Source organism: Kaistia defluvii (genome assembly GCF_026343955.1).
GTDB classification, from domain to species: Bacteria; Pseudomonadota; Alphaproteobacteria; order Rhizobiales; family Kaistiaceae; genus Kaistia; species Kaistia defluvii.
Genome location: NZ_JAPKNI010000002.1, coordinates 38,065 through 55,246 on the forward strand (window position 1 = coordinate 38,065; position 17,182 = coordinate 55,246).

General features: G+C 66.7%; 13 protein-coding genes. 4 read left to right on the top strand and 9 right to left on the bottom strand.

The window, feature by feature from the left end:
- Nucleotides 1–21: 21 nt before the first annotated feature.
- Both OSH10_RS04625 and OSH10_RS04630 read right to left on the bottom strand, forming a co-directional pair.
- A complete protein-coding gene (locus OSH10_RS04625; RefSeq protein ID WP_266330437.1) occupies nt 22–3,165 on the bottom strand; it encodes an efflux RND transporter permease subunit in 3,144 nt (1,047 codons plus the stop codon).
- Nucleotides 3,165–4,289, bottom strand: coding sequence for an efflux RND transporter periplasmic adaptor subunit (locus OSH10_RS04630; protein ID WP_266330438.1), 1,125 nt, complete (start codon nt 4,287–4,289; stop codon nt 3,165–3,167). The genes OSH10_RS04625 and OSH10_RS04630 overlap by 1 nt, the downstream gene beginning before the upstream one ends.
- 167 nt (nt 4,290–4,456) lie before the next feature.
- On the opposite strand from OSH10_RS04630, the gene OSH10_RS04640 reads away from it, so the two are divergent.
- The gene (locus OSH10_RS04640; protein ID WP_323181551.1) at nt 4,457–5,071 is read left to right on the top strand and encodes a TetR family transcriptional regulator; all 615 of its coding nucleotides are present in this window, start codon (nt 4,457–4,459) and stop codon (nt 5,069–5,071) included.
- Nucleotides 5,072–5,074: 3 nt separating this feature from the next.
- On the opposite strand, the gene OSH10_RS04645 is transcribed toward OSH10_RS04640, so the two are convergent.
- The 5 genes from OSH10_RS04645 to OSH10_RS04665 are packed head-to-tail and all read right to left on the bottom strand — an operon-like array spanning nt 5,075 to nt 9,950.
- Nucleotides 5,075–5,389 (bottom strand): hypothetical protein, encoded by a 315-nt coding sequence (locus tag OSH10_RS04645; protein WP_266330439.1) that lies wholly within the window; start codon nt 5,387–5,389, stop codon nt 5,075–5,077.
- 33 nt (nt 5,390–5,422) lie between these two features.
- Nucleotides 5,423–6,559, bottom strand: a complete 1,137-nt coding sequence (locus OSH10_RS04650; RefSeq protein ID WP_266330440.1) for a glycosyltransferase family 4 protein — start codon at nt 6,557–6,559, stop codon at nt 5,423–5,425.
- Nucleotides 6,552–7,841 carry a lipopolysaccharide biosynthesis protein gene (locus tag OSH10_RS04655; RefSeq protein WP_266330441.1) on the bottom strand — a complete coding sequence of 430 codons (1,290 nt, stop codon included), beginning with the start codon at nt 7,839–7,841 and terminating at the stop codon, nt 6,552–6,554. Before OSH10_RS04655 ends, OSH10_RS04650 begins: the two co-directional genes overlap by 8 nt.
- Complete coding sequence (locus OSH10_RS04660; protein ID WP_266330442.1) at nt 7,828–8,967, bottom strand: glycosyltransferase family 4 protein; 1,140 nt, start codon at nt 8,965–8,967, stop codon at nt 7,828–7,830. Before OSH10_RS04660 ends, OSH10_RS04655 begins: the two co-directional genes overlap by 14 nt.
- Entirely contained in the window at nt 8,964–9,950 is a 987-nt protein-coding gene (locus tag OSH10_RS04665) for an NAD-dependent epimerase/dehydratase family protein (protein ID WP_266330443.1), read from the bottom strand. Before OSH10_RS04665 ends, OSH10_RS04660 begins: the two co-directional genes overlap by 4 nt.
- A gap of 490 nt (nt 9,951–10,440) precedes the next feature.
- Between OSH10_RS04665 and OSH10_RS04670 the strand changes: the two genes are divergently transcribed.
- Genes OSH10_RS04670 through OSH10_RS04680 form a run of 3 tightly spaced genes read left to right on the top strand, consistent with a single transcriptional unit; the run spans nt 10,441 to nt 14,407 of the window.
- Nucleotides 10,441–11,862: a GumC family protein gene (locus OSH10_RS04670; RefSeq protein WP_266330444.1), complete on the top strand. Its 1,422-nt coding sequence runs from the start codon at nt 10,441–10,443 to the stop codon at nt 11,860–11,862.
- Between the two features lie 45 nt (nt 11,863–11,907).
- A complete protein-coding gene (locus OSH10_RS04675; RefSeq protein WP_266330445.1) occupies nt 11,908–13,386 on the top strand; it encodes an oligosaccharide flippase family protein in 1,479 nt (492 codons plus the stop codon).
- A 4-nt stretch (nt 13,387–13,390) separates the two neighbouring features.
- Entirely contained in the window at nt 13,391–14,407 is a 1,017-nt protein-coding gene (locus OSH10_RS04680; protein WP_266330446.1) for an NAD-dependent epimerase/dehydratase family protein, read from the top strand.
- Here OSH10_RS04680 and OSH10_RS04685 read toward each other — a convergent pair.
- Together OSH10_RS04685 and OSH10_RS04690 are read right to left on the bottom strand one after the other, a co-directional pair.
- Nucleotides 14,392–16,005 carry a glycoside hydrolase family 44 protein gene (locus OSH10_RS04685; protein WP_266330447.1) on the bottom strand — a complete coding sequence of 538 codons (1,614 nt, stop codon included), beginning with the start codon at nt 16,003–16,005 and terminating at the stop codon, nt 14,392–14,394. The genes OSH10_RS04680 and OSH10_RS04685 overlap by 16 nt on opposite strands.
- Nucleotides 16,006–16,043: 38 nt before the next feature.
- Nucleotides 16,044–16,979 carry a glycosyltransferase family 2 protein gene (locus tag OSH10_RS04690; RefSeq protein WP_266330448.1) on the bottom strand — a complete coding sequence of 312 codons (936 nt, stop codon included), beginning with the start codon at nt 16,977–16,979 and terminating at the stop codon, nt 16,044–16,046.
- Between the last annotated feature and the right edge of the window lie 203 nt (nt 16,980–17,182).

Below are 17,182 nucleotides of genomic sequence, written 5' to 3' on the forward strand. Positions count from 1 at the left end.
GCAGCTTGAGGCGTTGACGCCTCAGGCCTGGTGGGGCGCAGCTGTGGGAGCCACGGGTGCGGTCGCCTCGACCTTCTTGTCCTTGCCGCCGCCGATCAGCTTGTAGAACAGCGGGATGAAGAAGATGGCGATGAAGGTCGCCGCCAGCATGCCGCCGATGACGCCGGTGCCGATCGAATGCCGGCTGGCCGAGCCGGCGCCCGTCGAGATCGCCAGCGGCAGCACGCCCAGGATGAAGGCGAGCGACGTCATGATGATCGGACGGAAGCGCAGGCGCGCCGCCTCCAGCGCCGCGTCGAAGGCGCTCATGCCTTCCTCGCGCTTGATGACCGCGAATTCGACGATCAGGATCGCGTTCTTCGCGGCAAGGCCGATCAGCGTAACCAGGCCGATCTGGAAATAGACGTCGTTGCTGAGCCCGCGCAGCCAGATGGCGAGAAGAGCGCCAAACAGGGCGAACGGCACCGCCAGGATGACCGCGAGCGGCAGCGACCAGCGTTCGTACTGGGCGGCGAGGATCAGGAACACCATGATGATGCCGAAGATCAGCGCCTGCTGGCCCGAACCGCCGGTGGCGATTTCCTGATAGGCCGAGCCGGTCCACGCCACCGTATAGTTGAGCGGCAGCGCCTCCGCCGCGACCTCGCGGATGGCGGCGAGCGCCTGGCCGGAGGAATAGCCCGGCGCCGGATTGCCCATTACCTTCGCCGCCGGGAAGTTGTTGAAGCGTTCCAGCAGGTCCGGACCGATCGTGCGGTCGACATGCACCAGCGCATCAAGCGGGATCATGCTGCCGCTGTCGGCCCGGACGAAGACCTGGCGCAGGTCTTCCGGCTTCTCGCGGAAGTTCGCCTCCGACTGCAGCTTGACCTGGAAGTTGCGGCCATAGAGCGTGAAGTCGTTGACATACAGGCTGCCGAAGGTCGCCTGCATGGTGGCGAAGATCGAGGTCAGCGGCACGCCGAGGGCCTTGGCCTTCTCGCGGTCGACGTTGATCTTGTACTGCGGCACGTTGGTAGCCAGCGTCGTGCGCACACCGGCGAGTTCCGGCCGCTTGGCTGCCGCCTCGACCAGCGCCTGGGTCGTCGCCAGCAACTGCGGCGTACCCGCGCCGGCGCGGTCCTGGACGTAGAGTTCGAAGCCGCCCGTCGTGCTGAGACCCTGGATCGGCGGCGGGTTGAAGGCCAGCACCATGCCGTCCTGGATGCCGGCATTCATGCCCATCACCTGGCCGGGCATGGCGCGGGCGTCGAGATCCGGCGTCGTCCGCTCTGACCAGTCCTTCAGCTTGACGAAGGCGGCGCCGGCGCTGGGCGAATTGGAGCCGGCGAGCAGGTCGAAGCCCGAGAAGGCCAGGATGCTCTGGACCGCCGGATGCTTCGACACGTTGTCGCTCACCGTCGACATCACGTCGCTGGTGCGCGACAGCGCCGCTGCCGGAGGCAAGATGCCGACTGTCAGGATGACGCCCTGGTCTTCTTCCGGCACGAGGGCGCCGGGGATCTTCATGGCCAGATAACCCATCGCGCCGACCATGATGGCAAACAGCGCGATGCCGAGCAGGGCCCGCTTCAGGAAGAAGCGAACGCCAGCCGTGTAGCCGCGGGTTAGCCAGTCGAAGAAGCGGTTGAACAGGCGGAACGGCAGGATCGGCTCATGATGGCCCGGCTTCAGCAGCAGGGCGCAGAGCGCCGGCGTCAGCGTCAGGGCGACGATGCCCGAGAGGGTGACGGAGACGGCGATGGTGATGGCGAACTGGCGATACATTTCGCCCGCCAGGCCGCCCATGAAGGCCACCGGCACGAACACGGAGACGAGCACCAGCACGATGGCGATGACGGGGCCCGTCACTTCGCCCATCGCCTTGATGGTCGCCTCGCGCGGCGGCAGCTTCTCCGTCGTCATGATGCGCTCGACGTTTTCGAGCACGACGATGGCGTCGTCGACCACGATGCCGATCGCCAGCACCAGGCCGAACAGGGTCAGCAGATTGATCGAGAAGCCGAGCAGATACATGCCGGCGAAGGTGCCGAGGATCGATACCGGCACGGCGATCAGCGGGATCAGCGTCGCCCGCCAGTTCTGCAGGAAGATGAAGACAACGACCACCACGAGGACCAGCGCCTCGATGAAGGTCTTGATCACCTCGTCGATCGAGGCCTGCACGAACAGCGTGGTGTCATAGGGGATCTTGTAGCTGACGCCTTCCGGCATCCGCGTCTGGATCTCGTCCAGCTTGGCCCTGACCGCTTCGATCGTGTTCAGCGCGTTGGCACCCGGCTGTAGATAAATGCCGATCGGCACGGTCGGCTGGCCGTTCAGGATGGCCTTGAAGCCATAGTCCTGCGCGCCGAGGTCGATGCGGGCGACGTCGCGCAGCCGCAGCGTCGATCCGTTGGAATCCGAGCGCAGGATGATGTCGCCGAACGCTTCGGCATCGGGCAGGCGGCCGTCGGTGGTCACGGCGTAGGAATAGGTCAGCTTGCCTTCAGTCGGCGGATCGCCGACGCGGCCGGCGGCATATTGCTGGTTCTGTTCGCGGATGGCGGTGGCGACGTCGTCGGTCGTCAGGCCGAACTGCGCCAGCTTGTCCGGCCGCAGCCAGACGCGCATGGCATAGTTCTCGCGGCTGAACAGGTTCGCCTCGCCAACACCCGCCGTGCGCTTCAGTTCGTCGATGACGTTCAGCAGCGCATAATTGGCGAGATAGACGGAATCGTATTGCGGATTGTCGGAGGTCAGCGCGATGACCGCGAGGATCGAGCTCGACTGCTTGTTGACGGTGACGCCCAGACGCTGCACCTCCGAGGGCAGCGCCGAAAGCGCGCGCTGGACGCGGTTGTTGACGTTGATCGTCGCCTGGTCGGCATCCGTGCCGGTTGCGAAGGTCACGATCAGGCGCGTCGAGCCGGAGCCCGAATTGATCGACTGCATGTAGAGCATGTCTTCGACGCCGTTGATCTGCTCTTCGAGCGGCGCCGCGACCGTCTGGGTCAATACGTCGGCGCTGGCGCCGGGATAGGTTGCGGTGACGACCACCTGCGGCGGCGTCAGCTCGGGATACTGGGCGATCGGCAGCGCGCGCATGGCGAGGATGCCCGCCAGCACGATGACGATCGAGATGACGGCGGCGAAGACCGGCCGTTCGACGAAGAAGCGGTTCATCAGTTCGCCTGCGCAGTCTGGACGATCGTCTTGGCAGCCGCGACCGGCGCGCCGGGGCGGACCTTGATCACGCCGGAGGTGACGACGTGGTCGCCCGATTTCAGCCCTTCGGTGACGATCCAGCCGCCCTCGACCGACTGGCCGAGGGTGACCGGCGCCATGGCGGCGACGTTCTTGTCGTCGACGGTGTAGACGAACTTGCCCTGTGGCCCCTGCAGCACGGCGATTTCGGGAACCACGATCGCCGAGGCAAGCGACATGCCCGAAATGGTGACCCGCACGAATTGGCCCGGGATCAGATAGAGATCGGGATTGGGGAACACGGCGCGCGAGCGGATCGTGCCGGTCTGGACATCGATGCTGGACGAGGTGAAGTCTATCTCGCCCGGCTTGTCGTAGACCCGGCCATCGCCAAAGGTGATGGTCGCCGTCAGCTTGGCGTCGCCCGATTGCGCCTTCTGGGCATCGGTGATGCTGCGCAGTTCGGCGGCGTTCGCATCGGTGAAGGAGAAGTTCACATAGACCGGATCGAGCTGGCTGATGGTGGTCAGCAGGCTGTCGGTGGTGCCGACGCCGATCAGGCTACCTTCCGGGACCACGTCGAGACTGGTGACGCCGTCGATCGGGGCGCGGACCGTCGCATAGTCGAGATTGATCTGGGCGGCCTTCAGCTGCGCCTTGGCGGCGGCCACGGCGGCCTCGGCGAGGTCGACGGCGGAAAGCGCGTCATCGCGCGTCTTCTGCGATCCGACCTGGCGGGCGAACAGTTCCACCGCACGGGCCTTGTCGCGCGTGGCCTGGGCAAGCTGAGCCTGCGCGGTCTGCAACTGCGCGTCCGCCCGGGCGACTTCCGCCTCATAGGTCTTGGGGTCGACGCGGAACAATACGTCGCCAGCCTTCACCCTGGCGCCTTCGACATAGGCGCGCTCCATCAGGATGCCGCCGACCTGGGCCCGGACCTGGACTTCGCGGAAAGCGGAGACGCGCCCGGCATAGCTGTAGCGCAGCGGCACCTCGCGGGCATTCACGGTGGTCAGTTCGACGCTGGGCGGCGGCGGGGCGGCCGGCGCCTGGGCAATGGCCGATGCCGGCAGGGCCAGCAGACTGGCGCCCGTGAGCAGCACGGCTATGGTTCGACGGGAGGGGAACGACAAACGCATGCTTTTGCACCGCAAAAAGAGATGTCTGGATCTATTGCAGCACAGCATATATACAAACAGCATTGTATGTAAAGGGAGCCGTATGAATGAGGCGGACGAAATCGGAGTCTGAGGAAACTCGGCAACGCATCATGGATGCCGCCGAAACCGTTTTCGTCGAGATCGGCGTTTCCCGTGCCTCCATGGAGAAGATCGCTGCCGAGGCCGGTGTCACCCGGGGCGCGATCTACTGGCATTTCGCCAACAAGCAGGAATTGCTGGGCGCCATCATCCGGCGCGTCCACGGCATTCATGACGCCGTTGTCGCCCGGGCGTTCGAGGGCGGTGCGGAGCCGCTCCGGAGCGTCCTCGACTGGGGGATGGAAGTCATCGAACTGTTCGCGACCGACGATCACACCCGGAAGGTCTACAAGATCGTCGTTACGCGCTGCGAGTATGTCGGCGAAATGCAGGAGGCGTTGGTCTGGCAGCAGGAGATGCATGAGGCCATGGATGCCAATTTCCGTCGCGCCTTCGAGGCGGCCGAGGCGGATGGGCAACTGGGACGGGGCTGGACCGCCTGCTCCGCCTCGATGACGCTGCGCTGTTTCATGTCGGGCATGCTCGACAACTGGTTGCGCCATGAGTTCGACGCCACCCTGGCGGAGACCTTGCGCGCCGCGCTCGAATGTCTGGTGGCGGGCTTCCGCTGTGACGTGGCGGCGGCGGCCAGGCGCGAAAGCGCGACACGGCCGACACCCGCCTGACGATCAGCCGAGGGCAAGCTTGCCGATGGCCCACCACAAAAGGATGCTGACCGCGATCAGGCCGGCATAGACGGCGGTGCGAGCGATGGCCCTGGGGGCGTCGCTCAATCGCAGGGGCGTTGCGTCGCGGCCTCTTGCCTTGGTGGCATCCCGGCGGCCGTCGGGCGTCTTGCTGTTCATGGGCGGCAAATTCCGGACGGAAAACAGGAAGGCGGCACAACCTGTATTGGAAATGCCGTTAGCGAGCAATTGTCGGATACCTTCCGTAAGGTGCGGAATGTACTTCCTCCCCATCAAATCGGCCCAGTCTTTCGCCACAATGGCATGTCCATCGTGAGGCGGGTCGTCCGTCTATCTCCCATTGGCAGAATGCTCGGGGCAATGAATCAGGGATCTGTAGAGATCCTGGTGACGGGCCGAATGGGTGGCGCGAAGAAAGTGGGCCTGCACGCGCTTTTTTCCTTCCGTGGCAAGACGGATGCGAAGCGCTTCGTTTCCCAGCACGTCGCGGATCGCATGCGCGTAGGTCGCCGCATCGAACCGGTCGATCAGTCGCCCGTTGACGCCGTCGATCACCACCTCGTCCGTTCCCCCAACATTCGAGGCGATCACCGGTAAGCCGCAATACAGCGCCTCGATCGGAGCGATCGGGAGCCCCTCCCACAGCGAGGGAAGCACATAGAGCTTGGCCGACAGGAACGCCCGCAGCACGTCGCGCCGGGGCAGGGCGCCGGAAAAAGCGATGCTGTCGCGCGCCGGGCTGGCGGCGATCCGCGCCCGCAGGGAGGGTTCCAGCGCGCCGCCGCAGATCATGCGCAGGCGGATGCCGGAACCGCGCAACGCTTCCATGATCTCGACCATGAAGAAGGGATTCTTCTGCCGGTGGGCGCGACCGGCAAACACCAGATCGAAGCGCTCCTCACAGGGGGCAAGGCCCTCGAATTCCGCGGGATCGATGCCATTGGCGATTACCGAATGCCGCTCATGTTCGGCGCACAGGATCCGTTCCCGCTTCGCCTGGATCTGGTCGCCGTCCGACACGAACACCACGGCATCGGCCCGGGCGAAGATCCGCCTTTCGGCGAGACGGCCCAGATGGCGTAGCGGAAGCGACTTCCTCGCGTGGTGAAAGCCATGCACCGTGTAGGCGAGCGGCACCGTCTTCGACAGAGACGGCAGGCAGAACGGCAGGCCGGCGCGGGCTCCATGGGCGTGGAGAAGGTCGGGGCGAAAATACGCCATCTGCTGCGCCAGGTGGCTGGCAAGGCGGAAGTCAAGCCGGGAGGTGAAGAAGTCGAGCGGCAGGCAGGCGATGCCGCTCTTCTCTGCCTGCTCCGCGACGGGCGAACGGGGCGCGGTAACCAGTCCGACATCCCAGTTTCCGGTTGCCACGAGATCGCGACAGAGCCCGAGGACCGCAGTGGCGCCGCCGCCCGCGCTGCCATCCGGGAGGATGTGAAGAACGCGTTGACGTATCCGGTTAGCCACCGGCGCGCTCCGCGTGTTGAATCCTGTCGCGGGCGGAAAGGGCGACCGCGCGCGCGACCAGCAGCAAGGTCGAATTCAACACCATCGCCAGTCCCACCCCGACGAGCCCAAGCATGGGCAGAAGGGCGAGGCTGAGTAGCACGGCAACGACCGCGCCGAGGATATTGATGCAGGCCAGTGAACGGTCGAGGCCGCGGCTGTAGAGGCCGTAGTTCAACGCGTCGGCCAGCAGCCGGATCACGGCAGAAGCCAGCATCAGCGCCAGCAGCGGCGCAGAGAACGGCAATGCTTCGGCCGGGAGCCCGGGCAGGCCCAGGACGGCGACGGCAAAGACCAGCAGGGAAAGCGGCGCGCCGATCGCCAAAACCCGCAGTCCCAGCGTGCGCAGTTCGATTCGCCATCGCCGGTCGCCGCCTTGCCGGTAGGCACTCACCAGCACCGGGAGAGAAACCTGCACTGTTGCCGCCGTCACGAGAACATGCACGGCGTTGGCGACCGCCCAGTGCAGGACGAAGATCCCGGTGGCGCGGAGGTCGAGCATCGAGTGAACGATATAGCGGTCGAGATAGGCCATGCCGACGACGCCGAGATCGTTCAGATAGATCAGCTTGCTGCCTCGCATCCGTGCCGCGATCCAGTCGCGGTCGATGGGGGCCCGGGCTATGGCGGCGAGCGGCCAGGCGCCGAGAATCGGCAGCAGGGCGATGAAATTGGCGATCAGCGCCAGCGTCCAGCATAGAAGCACGAAGTCGAGCGTCCGCAAGGCGGGAAGGGCGAGACCGAGCCCGGCGGCGGGAAAGACCCAGAGCCCGGACCGGACGAACAGCAGGAAATTGGCGGTGATCGGCCTGCCGACGCTGATCAGGGCGAAGTGCAGATCAAAGGCGAGCGCTTCCAGAAACAGAATGGCGGCGATCCAGGGCAGCGCGCCCGGCGCCTCGATCGTCTCCGTCAGCATCAGGGCTGCAAGCAAGGCGCCTGCGGCGGCGACGCTCGCCATCGTCAGCAGCAGTCGGTCGCGCACCAGCCGGCCGGCCTCGAGCCGCGTTTTGCCGACCAGTTCGCGGCCGAGATAATAAGTGATGCCCCAGCCGAGCACGACCGGGGTCAGGCTGGCCGCGCCCTGGATCAGGCCGAACTGGCCGACCTCGGTCATGCCGAGAAAGCGGGCGAGATAGACGACCAGGCCGAGCCGCATCGCCAGCCCGATGGCTCGCACCGAAAGATTGGCGGCGGGGACGACGAGTGCTTGCCGTCGCAGAACGAAGCTAGCCGCTGGCATGGCTGGATGCGACCTCTCGCGCTGCGCCGGCTGGCGTGGCCTGCCATCCGACCTGCCTTTCGAGCCGCGCGGCAATCGCGTTCCAGTCGAGGCCCTGGGCAAAACGACGACCGGCGTCGGCATGATCGTGCCATTGCTCGAGCACGCGTCGGGCCGCGTCGGCCAGGGCGGCTGGTTCCGGCGCGGCGACGAGACCGCATCCTGCCGCCATCAGCACATCCTTGGTCCCGTTGCCCGCAAAGCCGGCCGTGACGACCGGAAGGCCGCTGGCCATGGCCTCGGCGACCACGCGTGGAAAACCCTCGCGGCGGCTGACGATGGCGAACAGCTCATGTTGCGCCAGCAGCCTGGCCTTCTCGGCATCGCTCACCGGGCCGGGAAGGGCGATAGCGTCTGCCACAGGCGACGCGGCGACAACGCGGCGCACTTCCGGCATGGCAGGTCCATCGCCGGCGATGGTCAGCCGGCCCGGATAGCCGTCCCGCCTCAGCCGTTCAAAGGTCGCGACAAGCAGGGGCAGGTTCTTGTGTTCGACGATGCGGCCGAGCGACAGGATCCCGCTCCGGGTAGATCTTGGCGCCGGGCGATAGTCGTCGAGTGAGAGGCCGCTCGGCAGGACGAAGAAGGGCCGTCCGGAGGCCGTTCCGATCGCGCCCGCGACCGCGTCGCTGATCGCCGCATTGTATCGCACCAGCCGTGGCAGCCATTTCTGGAGCATCGCATAGAAGCGGCCGTCGCGAACTTCGCACCAGTGCAGGATGGCTTGGCGGCGATGCTCGGCCGGCAGCGTCACCACGTGCAAGAGTGGCCATTGGTTGAGGATGACCAGATGGTACGCGCGCTCCGACAGGCGGCCCCGCGTCCAGATGGCGTAGCGGAAAATCGTCGGCCAGGCGCGCTTCATCCAGGCTCTTGGTGGCGTCTTGTAGTCGGGGTCGGAGGGAAAGCGATGCACGGTGACGCCATCGACCACCTCCCGCCCCGGCAGCCCCTCGGCATGGGCGACGCAGAAGACATCGACGCTATGGCCCCGGTGGACCAGCGTTCGGCCGAGGCCCTCGAAGAAGAGTTCCTGGCCGCCGATGCTCGGCGGATAGAGCTCGGTGAGCAGTGCGATCCGCATCATGCCGTTCCCGCAGCCGGAATGTCCGGCAGGAAGAGCCCCGCGCGGATGTCCGGGTGGCGCCAGAGATCCTCCACGGCCTCCCGGATCGTCCGTTTCGGGCGCCAGCCGAAGCGTGTTTCGATCCGGCCGATATCCGCGGCGAGAAACGGCCGGTCGACGGCCCGGATGCGGGCAGGGTCGGTCACGACGCGAAAGTCGAAACCGGACGCCTGACGCATGTATTGCAGGATCTCCGCCACCGAGTGCTGGCGTGAGGTCCCGAGATTGACGGCCAGGGTTTCGCCAGACGCCACGTCGCCCTGAAGCGCCAGCGCGGCGAAGCCGGCGGCGGCGTCCTCGACATGGATGTAGTCGCGCTTCGGCCAGATATTGCCGAGGCGAACCTCGCGCCGGCCTGCCTTCAGCTGCCATGCGATCTCGGGCAGGAGATGCGGATTGGTCTCGCCCGGTCCCACCACGTTGAACAGGCGCGCCGCCACGCCGGCCAGACCCTTGGCGCGCGTGAAGTGCTGCAGATATCCCTCCGCATGAAGTTTGGTCAGTCCGTAGACATCGCTGGGTTCCAGCACCGAGACATCCTCTCGATGCGGCACATCGTCGGGCCCATAGACCGCGCCGCTGCTGGCCAGCACGAAGCGGCAGCCCCTGGGCGCTGCCGACAGCAGGTTGACCGTGCCCGCGATGTTGACCGTGATGGCCGTGACGGGGTCCTGTTCGCAGTGCGGAATGAAATGGACGGCGGCGAGATGGATGATCACGTCGGGCGCAAAGACGCCGACGGCTCGTTCGACGGCGGAAGGGTCGCGGACATCGCCCTCCACCAGGTCGATCCGGGCTCGTTCGCGCTCGGTGAACCGGTCTCGCCCGAAACGCAGGGCGTCATACACCAGAACGTCATGGTCGCGAGAAAGCAGGCGAACCAGCGGGCGGCCGACGAAGCCGGATCCACCGGTGATCAGGATGCGGATGCGATGACCTGTCATTGCCATGGCCCCCCGGTATCGCGTCATCGGACGGCGGGACGTGCCGTCACGAGATGCGATGCGAATACTGGCTTGCGGTCGTCTGTATGGTCTGTGGCAGAGGCTGCTGGTTCCGCCCGCTTCGGCTGGCGGAGAATGGCCGGAAATTGTCTGGAATCTGCGTATTCTATTGAAATAGTGCTCGGGCGGAATTGCAAGCGCTTCCCTGCACACGTCGAGGCTGCACTGGCCGGCGCCGGGGCAGGCTATGCCCGTGCCTGAACCGAAAATTAATCGCCCGCCAATTACCCTGCGCGCTCGCATCGCTGCTCCCTAGGGAACCGGCGATGGTCCGTCTTCGCGTTTTCACGGCAGTTCGGCGGTCCCCTGGGACGGATCGGAGCGCCGGACTGACTAACCCAGAGGAAGAGCCGCCGCACTCATGGCTGACGGTCCCCGTATCCACGCAACAGCCAACGGGGCTTCGGCAAGCGAAGCGGGGCCCTGGCCGATGGCGCTTGCCGTCCTGGCAGCCTCTTTACGTCGTGGCATCGGGTGGATCCTGCTCGCCGGTATCGTGTTCGGCGGCCTCGGCTTTGTTGCGAAGTCCTTCCTGCCGCCGCGCTATTCCGCCACCGCCCAGTTCCTGCTCGACCCGCGCGGCGTACCGGTTTTTCCGGGCGATCTCTCGACGGCGCAGTTCGATGCGAACAGCCAGATCGGCGTCGTGGAAAGCCAGATGCGTATCCTGACGTCGGAGCGGGTGCTGTCGAAGGTCCTGCGTGACGAAAGCCTGATGAACGAGCTGGCGCCGGAGGAGGATGCGGCGGAACCAGGAGCGATTCCGGTCGAGCCGATGCCACTGCGCCCGAGCCTGGACGCGGAGGGTGGCAATGCCGCCGCCCTGGCCGCGCTGCAGCGTTCCATCACCGTCCAGCGCGCCGAGCGCAGCTTCGTCATCGACGTTACCGCGACCGCCCGGACGCCCGCCGCGGCGGCTCGTTTGGCCAATGCGGTGGTCAAGGCCTATATCGAGGAAGACTCAGCCAACCGCGCGGCCGCCGCCCGTCGCCTGACCGAAGAACTGACTTCCCGCCTCGACACGCTGCGCAAGCGGCTGAGCGATGCCGAAACCCGGGCCAACGCTTTCCGTATCGACAATGGCCTGATCAGCACCGGTGACCGGCTGGTGGTGGAACAGAAACTGGCCGACGCGGTCAACGCGGTGAGTGCGGCGCAGATCCGCCTAGATCAGGCGACCTCGCGGGCGGCACAGCTCGATTCCTCCGGCGGCGATCTGTCCATGCTGGGGGCCAATGACGACACGCGGTCGCTGACCCTGCTGATCGAACGGCAGAACGCCGCGCAGGACGAACTGGCGGCGCTGGCCGCGCGCCTTGGCGACCGCCATCCGGCGCTGACTGAAGCGCAGGGTAGGGTCGAGGCTATCCGCCGGCGCATCCGGATCGAGCTCGACCGCATCCGCTTCGCCGCGCGCGCCGATCTGGAGCGCGCCCGCACGACCGAGCAGGCCGTCGCCCGTTCGGTCGCCTCGCTTTCCGATGCCGTTGCCAAGACGCAGCAGGCGAAGATCGAGATGCGGACTCTGGAGCAGGAAGTGGAGGCGAACCGCACGCTGCTCGAATCCTTCAAGACGCGCGCCTTGCAGGCGAGCGAATTCGGGCGCATCGATCCTGGCTCGGTCCGGATCGTCTCCGTTGCGCAGCCGCCCCAGGCGCGCAGATCCTTGACGGGGCAGTTGGCATGGGCGGTTTTCGGCGCCTTGATGGGCATGATGCTTGCGGCGGCGTGGATCCTTCTTCGGGCGATGTGGCGGCTCGGGCCCTTGGCAAGAGCGCCTGGCGACGATCCGGATCGTTTCCTCTCTCGTCGCTCCACCGGTGCTTCCGGTGGAATCGTGCTCCCGTCCTGACGCGATGAGCCTGCGTCTGCGCCATTCGCCCCCACGAGCCCTGCAATGAGCCAAGGCAAGGGGTCTGCCAAGCCTCCGCGTCTGCTCGGCTGGATCGGATGGGCGGGAGCCGACGCGATCGGGCGGCTTGCGCTTCTCACCGGCAGTACCGTCATTCTTTCGCGCATGCTGGAGCCGCGCGATTTTGGCGTCAGCGCACTGGTCCTGACCCTCGTCGCGGTCGCCTCGGTCTGTGTCGGGGCGCCGTTCGAGGAGGCGCTGGCGCAAAGGCGTGGCTTGCGAAAATTCCATCTCGGCGCGGCCCTGGCGGTAGCCTGGCTGGTGGCGCTGGGGCTGTTCGCCCTGTCCGTGGTGGGCGGATTCTGGTTGGGGCACGCCTATGGCGAGCCGGAGATGCGGGTTCTGCTGCCGGTCGCGATGCTGTCGATCTTCTTCAGCGGCCATTCGGATATCGCTACCGCGCTGGCGCGGCGGCTGCATCGCTTCAACGACGTCGCCATCGCCACCCTGGGCGGGCACGCGATCGGAATCGCGCTGTCGCTGGCGATCGCCTTTGCCGGTGGCGGCGTCTGGGCGCTGATCGGGCAGCGCCTGCTCGTCGTCGTCGCCCGCGCCATCCTGCTGCAATGGCGGCTCGGCTTCCTGATCCTGCCGCGCTGGTCGCTCGAGCATCTCGGTCATATCGGCCGCTTCGCGCGCATCTCCTTCTTCGATCGGCTGGCTGATAACCTCACCTATCTCGCCTTCAACAACGTCGTGGGCGCGCTCTATGGCGTCACGGTGCTCGGCTATGTGAACATGGCGATGCGGCTGATCGAACCGATCCGCGGCGCCATCGTCGCGACGTCGCACAACCTCGCCTTTTCCTATTTTGCCGGCGCCGGTTCGGATCCGCGCCGGCTGCGCGACCGGGTCGAACCCGTCGTCGCCAACGCCGCCTTCGTCATCGCGCCGCTGTTTGTCGGCATGGCGGCGGTGACGCCGATCCTGCTGCCGATCGTCGCCGGACCGGGCTGGGACGGGGCGATCGACATCGCCATCTGCTTGGCGCTCGGCGCCGCCATCCTGCTGCCGGCGCGGCTGGTCTATACGGCGCTTTCCGCCAGCGCGCGGCCGGAATTCAGCCTGTTCGGCTCTCTGTCCGGCTTCGGGGCAACCCTGCTGCTACTTGTCCTTGCCAGCCCGCTCGGTCCGATCAGCGTCGGCCTCTCCCGCCTGGTCGGCGATGCCGTGCAGTCGATCCTGGCGATAGGGTTGCCCGCACCCAACCTGGCCTGGCCGCAGCGCGAGCGCTTTCGGGCCCTGCTGCCGGCATGGAGCCTGGCAGGGGCGATGGGCCTCGTGGTGGCCGGAAGCGACCTCATCCTGCAGGGGCTAAATCGTCCGCTCGCGCTGGTTATTTCCATCGGGATCGGCGTTGTCTGCTATGCCGTGCTCCTGGCCGTCTTCGCTCGTCCGGCATTCCGGAACCTGCTGGCGATCGTCCGGCCAAGCACCCGCATAGTCCCGACCGTGGAGTCCTGAACCGATGACCCTTTATCCCGATACGCGCCGTTCCGCCCTGGTAACCGGCGCGACGGGCTTCATCGGGTCGGTCGTCACCGCTTCCATGGCAGCGGGGGGCTATGCTGTGCGCGCCGGTACGCGGCGATCTCCCTCCAGCGCGGCCTCGCCGGAAGGCATCGTGCCCACGCCCTGCGACCTCGACGATCTCGCACAGACCCGCGGCGCCGTGGCCGATGTCGAAATGGTCGTGCATGCCGCCTATGGCGACGAGGCGGGCATGGTGACGCAATGCCGTTTGCTGCTTCAGGCGATGACCGAGGCCAACGTCCCGGCGCTGGTCTATTTCAGCTCGATCGCCGTCTATGGCGACCGCACGGGCGTCATTGATGAAAGCATGCCGGCGATCGGTTCGCTCGGCGCCTATGCGCGGGCCAAGGTCCAGTGCGAGTCGCTGGTTCGAGCCTGGGCGCGCGATCCGGCCCATCCGCAGCGGCGCGTGCTGATTCTCCGGCCCGGCATCGTCTATGGCACCGGAAGTCGGTTCTGGACCGACAAGCTCGCCGAGCGGATCGCCGCCGGCGCCTGGGGCAATTTTGGCCGCGCGGCCGACGGCCCGGCGCCGCTGGTGCATGTCGGGGATGTCGGCGCGCTGGTGGTCGAGGCGGGGCATGCGTTGCTCGCCGGCGCCAGCATCGGCTGGCCGCCGCTGACGGTGCTGAACGTCGTCGGTCCCGAGACGCCAACCTGGAATGACTATTTCGCGGCTGTCGCACGGCGGATCGGCGCGCCCGCTCTGCCGGCGGTTGGCGGGACGGGGCTGGCCCTGCGCCAGTTCCTGGCGGTCGCGGCGAAGATCGGCCGTCGCCTGGGCCTGGCGGGATCGAAGCGCACGGCCCTCGCGCCGACGCGCGCCGAGATGGCGATCTTTGGCCGCGATGCGGTGTACAGCACGCAGGCGGCTTCGAATCTTGGCCTCGAGGCCCGCATCGGGCTTGAGGACGGCCTGGCGCGGACGGTGTTCGCTCAGCCGAAGCTGTAGCGGCGGGCCGAGCGCGCTGGCAGCAGTACCTGCAGGCCGCCATCGAAGTGGATCGGGATTTCTGTCAGGACAATTGTCGCGGGATTGGCCGCGTCGAAGCCGAGGACTGACAGGCAGTTCGGGGTTTCCGCCACTTCGAAGCGCAGATCGACCGTCGCGGACGCATCCGACTTGTTGATGACGATCAACTGCAGGCCCGGCTTGCCGTCTTGGAAGCTGGAGGCGTAGGCGACCAGATCCGGCGTGCCTTCGATCGTCACGGGAAGCGCCCGGTCGCCGAAGCGCCGGCCTGTCGCATCGGTGCTGCGAAACAGCCGGTAAGCGTCACCGAGCGAACCGTCGAGGCTGCCCCAGTGGGTGGCGAAGGAAACGCCCTGCTGGCCGAAACGGCCCAGCACATCGGCCAGCGCCAGTCCCGACGCGATCTGGCCGGCGCCACCATAGTTGAACTCGGTCACGGCCAGTTCGGTGCCGGGGAAAACATGATCGGCGATGCGCCGCAGGCTCGGCAGCAGCGGCAGGCCGACCTCGCGATCGCCGCCGGCATCGGCCAGTGCCCGCACGACCCAGCTATCCTCGCGAAAGCCCGCTTCGGTCAGCGATCGAGGGGCATCGAGCAGGGCTGCAGCCAATGCCGGATCTTCGGAGCGGAACAGGTCGCCCCGGTTGCTGTAGGGGTACCAGTGGACGTCGAGCGCATCGAGCAGGCGGATGCCGTCCTGTTCGGAAGCCGTGCGAAACGCATCCAGATAGGCAGCGAGGAAGCTGCCATGACGCCGGTAGTCGTTCCAGTCCGGCGCATCCTGGAACGAGACCATCTCGGACGCGCCCCAACTGACCGGGCCGAACACGCGCGCCGCAGGATCGGCCCGCTTGATCGCGCGCGCCGCCGCCAGAGAGCGTTCGAGAAAGGCTCGGATCGTCGGCTTGGCGGTGACGACACGCGGATGTGTCTCCGCCCAGAGGCCGGGTTCGTTGTCGAGCGCATAGGCATGGATGCCGCGTTCGCTGGCGGCGCTGCCATAGCGCGCCACCAGCCGGGCGAGCAGTTGTGGAATGTCGGCGACGGCCGGCACCACCGGATCGCCGGCCTTGGCGCCGGGCTCCCAGCGGGTCGGCACGAAACGGGATGAGGGCGCGCTCGCCTCTGGCGGCACCGGACCCTCGAAGTCGGCGGCGACATAGCCGGCGAGCGGCACGGTGACGAGGCTCTTCGCCCCCATGGCGAGCGACGTCTCGTGCATCGTCTCGATCAGCACGGCCGGCTTCTGCCATTCGCTCTGCGCCAGGCCAAGGGCGTTGAGCAAAAAGGGGCCATTGGCCTGATGGTAGTCCTTGCCGGAATTGGCGGCGTTGTTGACCCAGTTATAGGTCGTCATCAAATTGCCGCCGAGCCGGCGCGCGGTCACCCCGGCCGCCCGGTCCAGTTCGGACGAGGGGGCGCCCCCGTCCATCGTGCCGATCTCGTTCGAGCCGTAGATCAGCGGGTTGATCGGCGTTCCCGGCCCGCCATCCTGTACGCGGACCATCCATCGCCCGCCGGATTGGGCCCTGGCCGGCAAGGCGCCCAGCAGCCCGGCCGCCAGACCGCCGGCCATCAGGGTTCGCCGCGTCGGTCCTGCACGGTGCCGTCGGCTCACGAGACCAGGCCCGATCCATAGAGTGCCGGTCGGAATCGCTGCATCCACAACACTTTGCCCAGCCCGCCGCGCACCTTCACCCGCGCCTTTTCCGACCGGATCCGATCGAAAGGCGCGGTGGCGATGGCGGCGATGCCGTGCAGGACGATCTGCGCCATGCCGGCGCACATCCAGAAGGCGATGCGGCTCCACTCGACCGGCTGTGCCTTGTGGTGCGTCAGCACGCGGATCTGGCCGCTCAGGAACTTGCGCTTGCGGACATAGGCCCAGTTGAGCCGGCGTTCGGGCACCCATTCGGTCACGTTCGCCTCGGCCGACCAGGCGAAGCGCTTGCCCTCGTCGACCAGGCGCTTCAGCAGCAGCGTATCCTCGCCGCCCGTCTCGTTCAGGCTGGTGTCGAACGGGCCGCCTTCGCCTTGCAGGCAGCTGGCGCGCTCGAACATCGAATTGTTGGTGCCGAGATAGGGCGCGAGATCGGTGACGTCCTCACCATCCATCCGGTCGAAATGGCGCGAGAAATAGGGCGCCAATGGCCCGATCTCGCGATCCCCTTCGGCCTTCGCCGACACAGGACCGAACACCGCCTGGGCACCGCTGCGGCGCGCGATCTCGACATGCTGGCTGAGCCAGATCCCGGATGCTTCCTCGTCGTCGTCGAGGAAGGCGACCCAGCGCCCCTGCGCGGCGCCCACGCCGGCATTGCGCGCATTCGCGACGCCGGGCACGGGCATGGAGATATAGCGCAATGGCTGGTTGACGCCGGCGGCCATCGCCTCCACCAGCTCGCGCGCATTGCCATCGGAAGAATTGTCGATCACCAGGATCTCGACCTCGATCTCGGCCAGATCCGACTGGGCAAGCGCGCTCGCGACGGCGCGCTGCAGTGCCTTCGGCCGGTTCAAGGTGGGAATGACGATGGAAACACTACCCACCCGGAAGCCTTCTTGCGCTGCATGGATATCGCGTCCGGGCCGGCCGTATGGCACGCCGTAGGGCGATCTTTACTGTTGGACGCCGATCCTACGAATCTATGATTGCAAGGCAAGCGGATGGTCATGGTAGACGAACTTGCCGCACCGTCCATACCGGGCGATGCAGGCGTGGCCGAAGCCACGTCCAAAGCCCGCGTGACGGG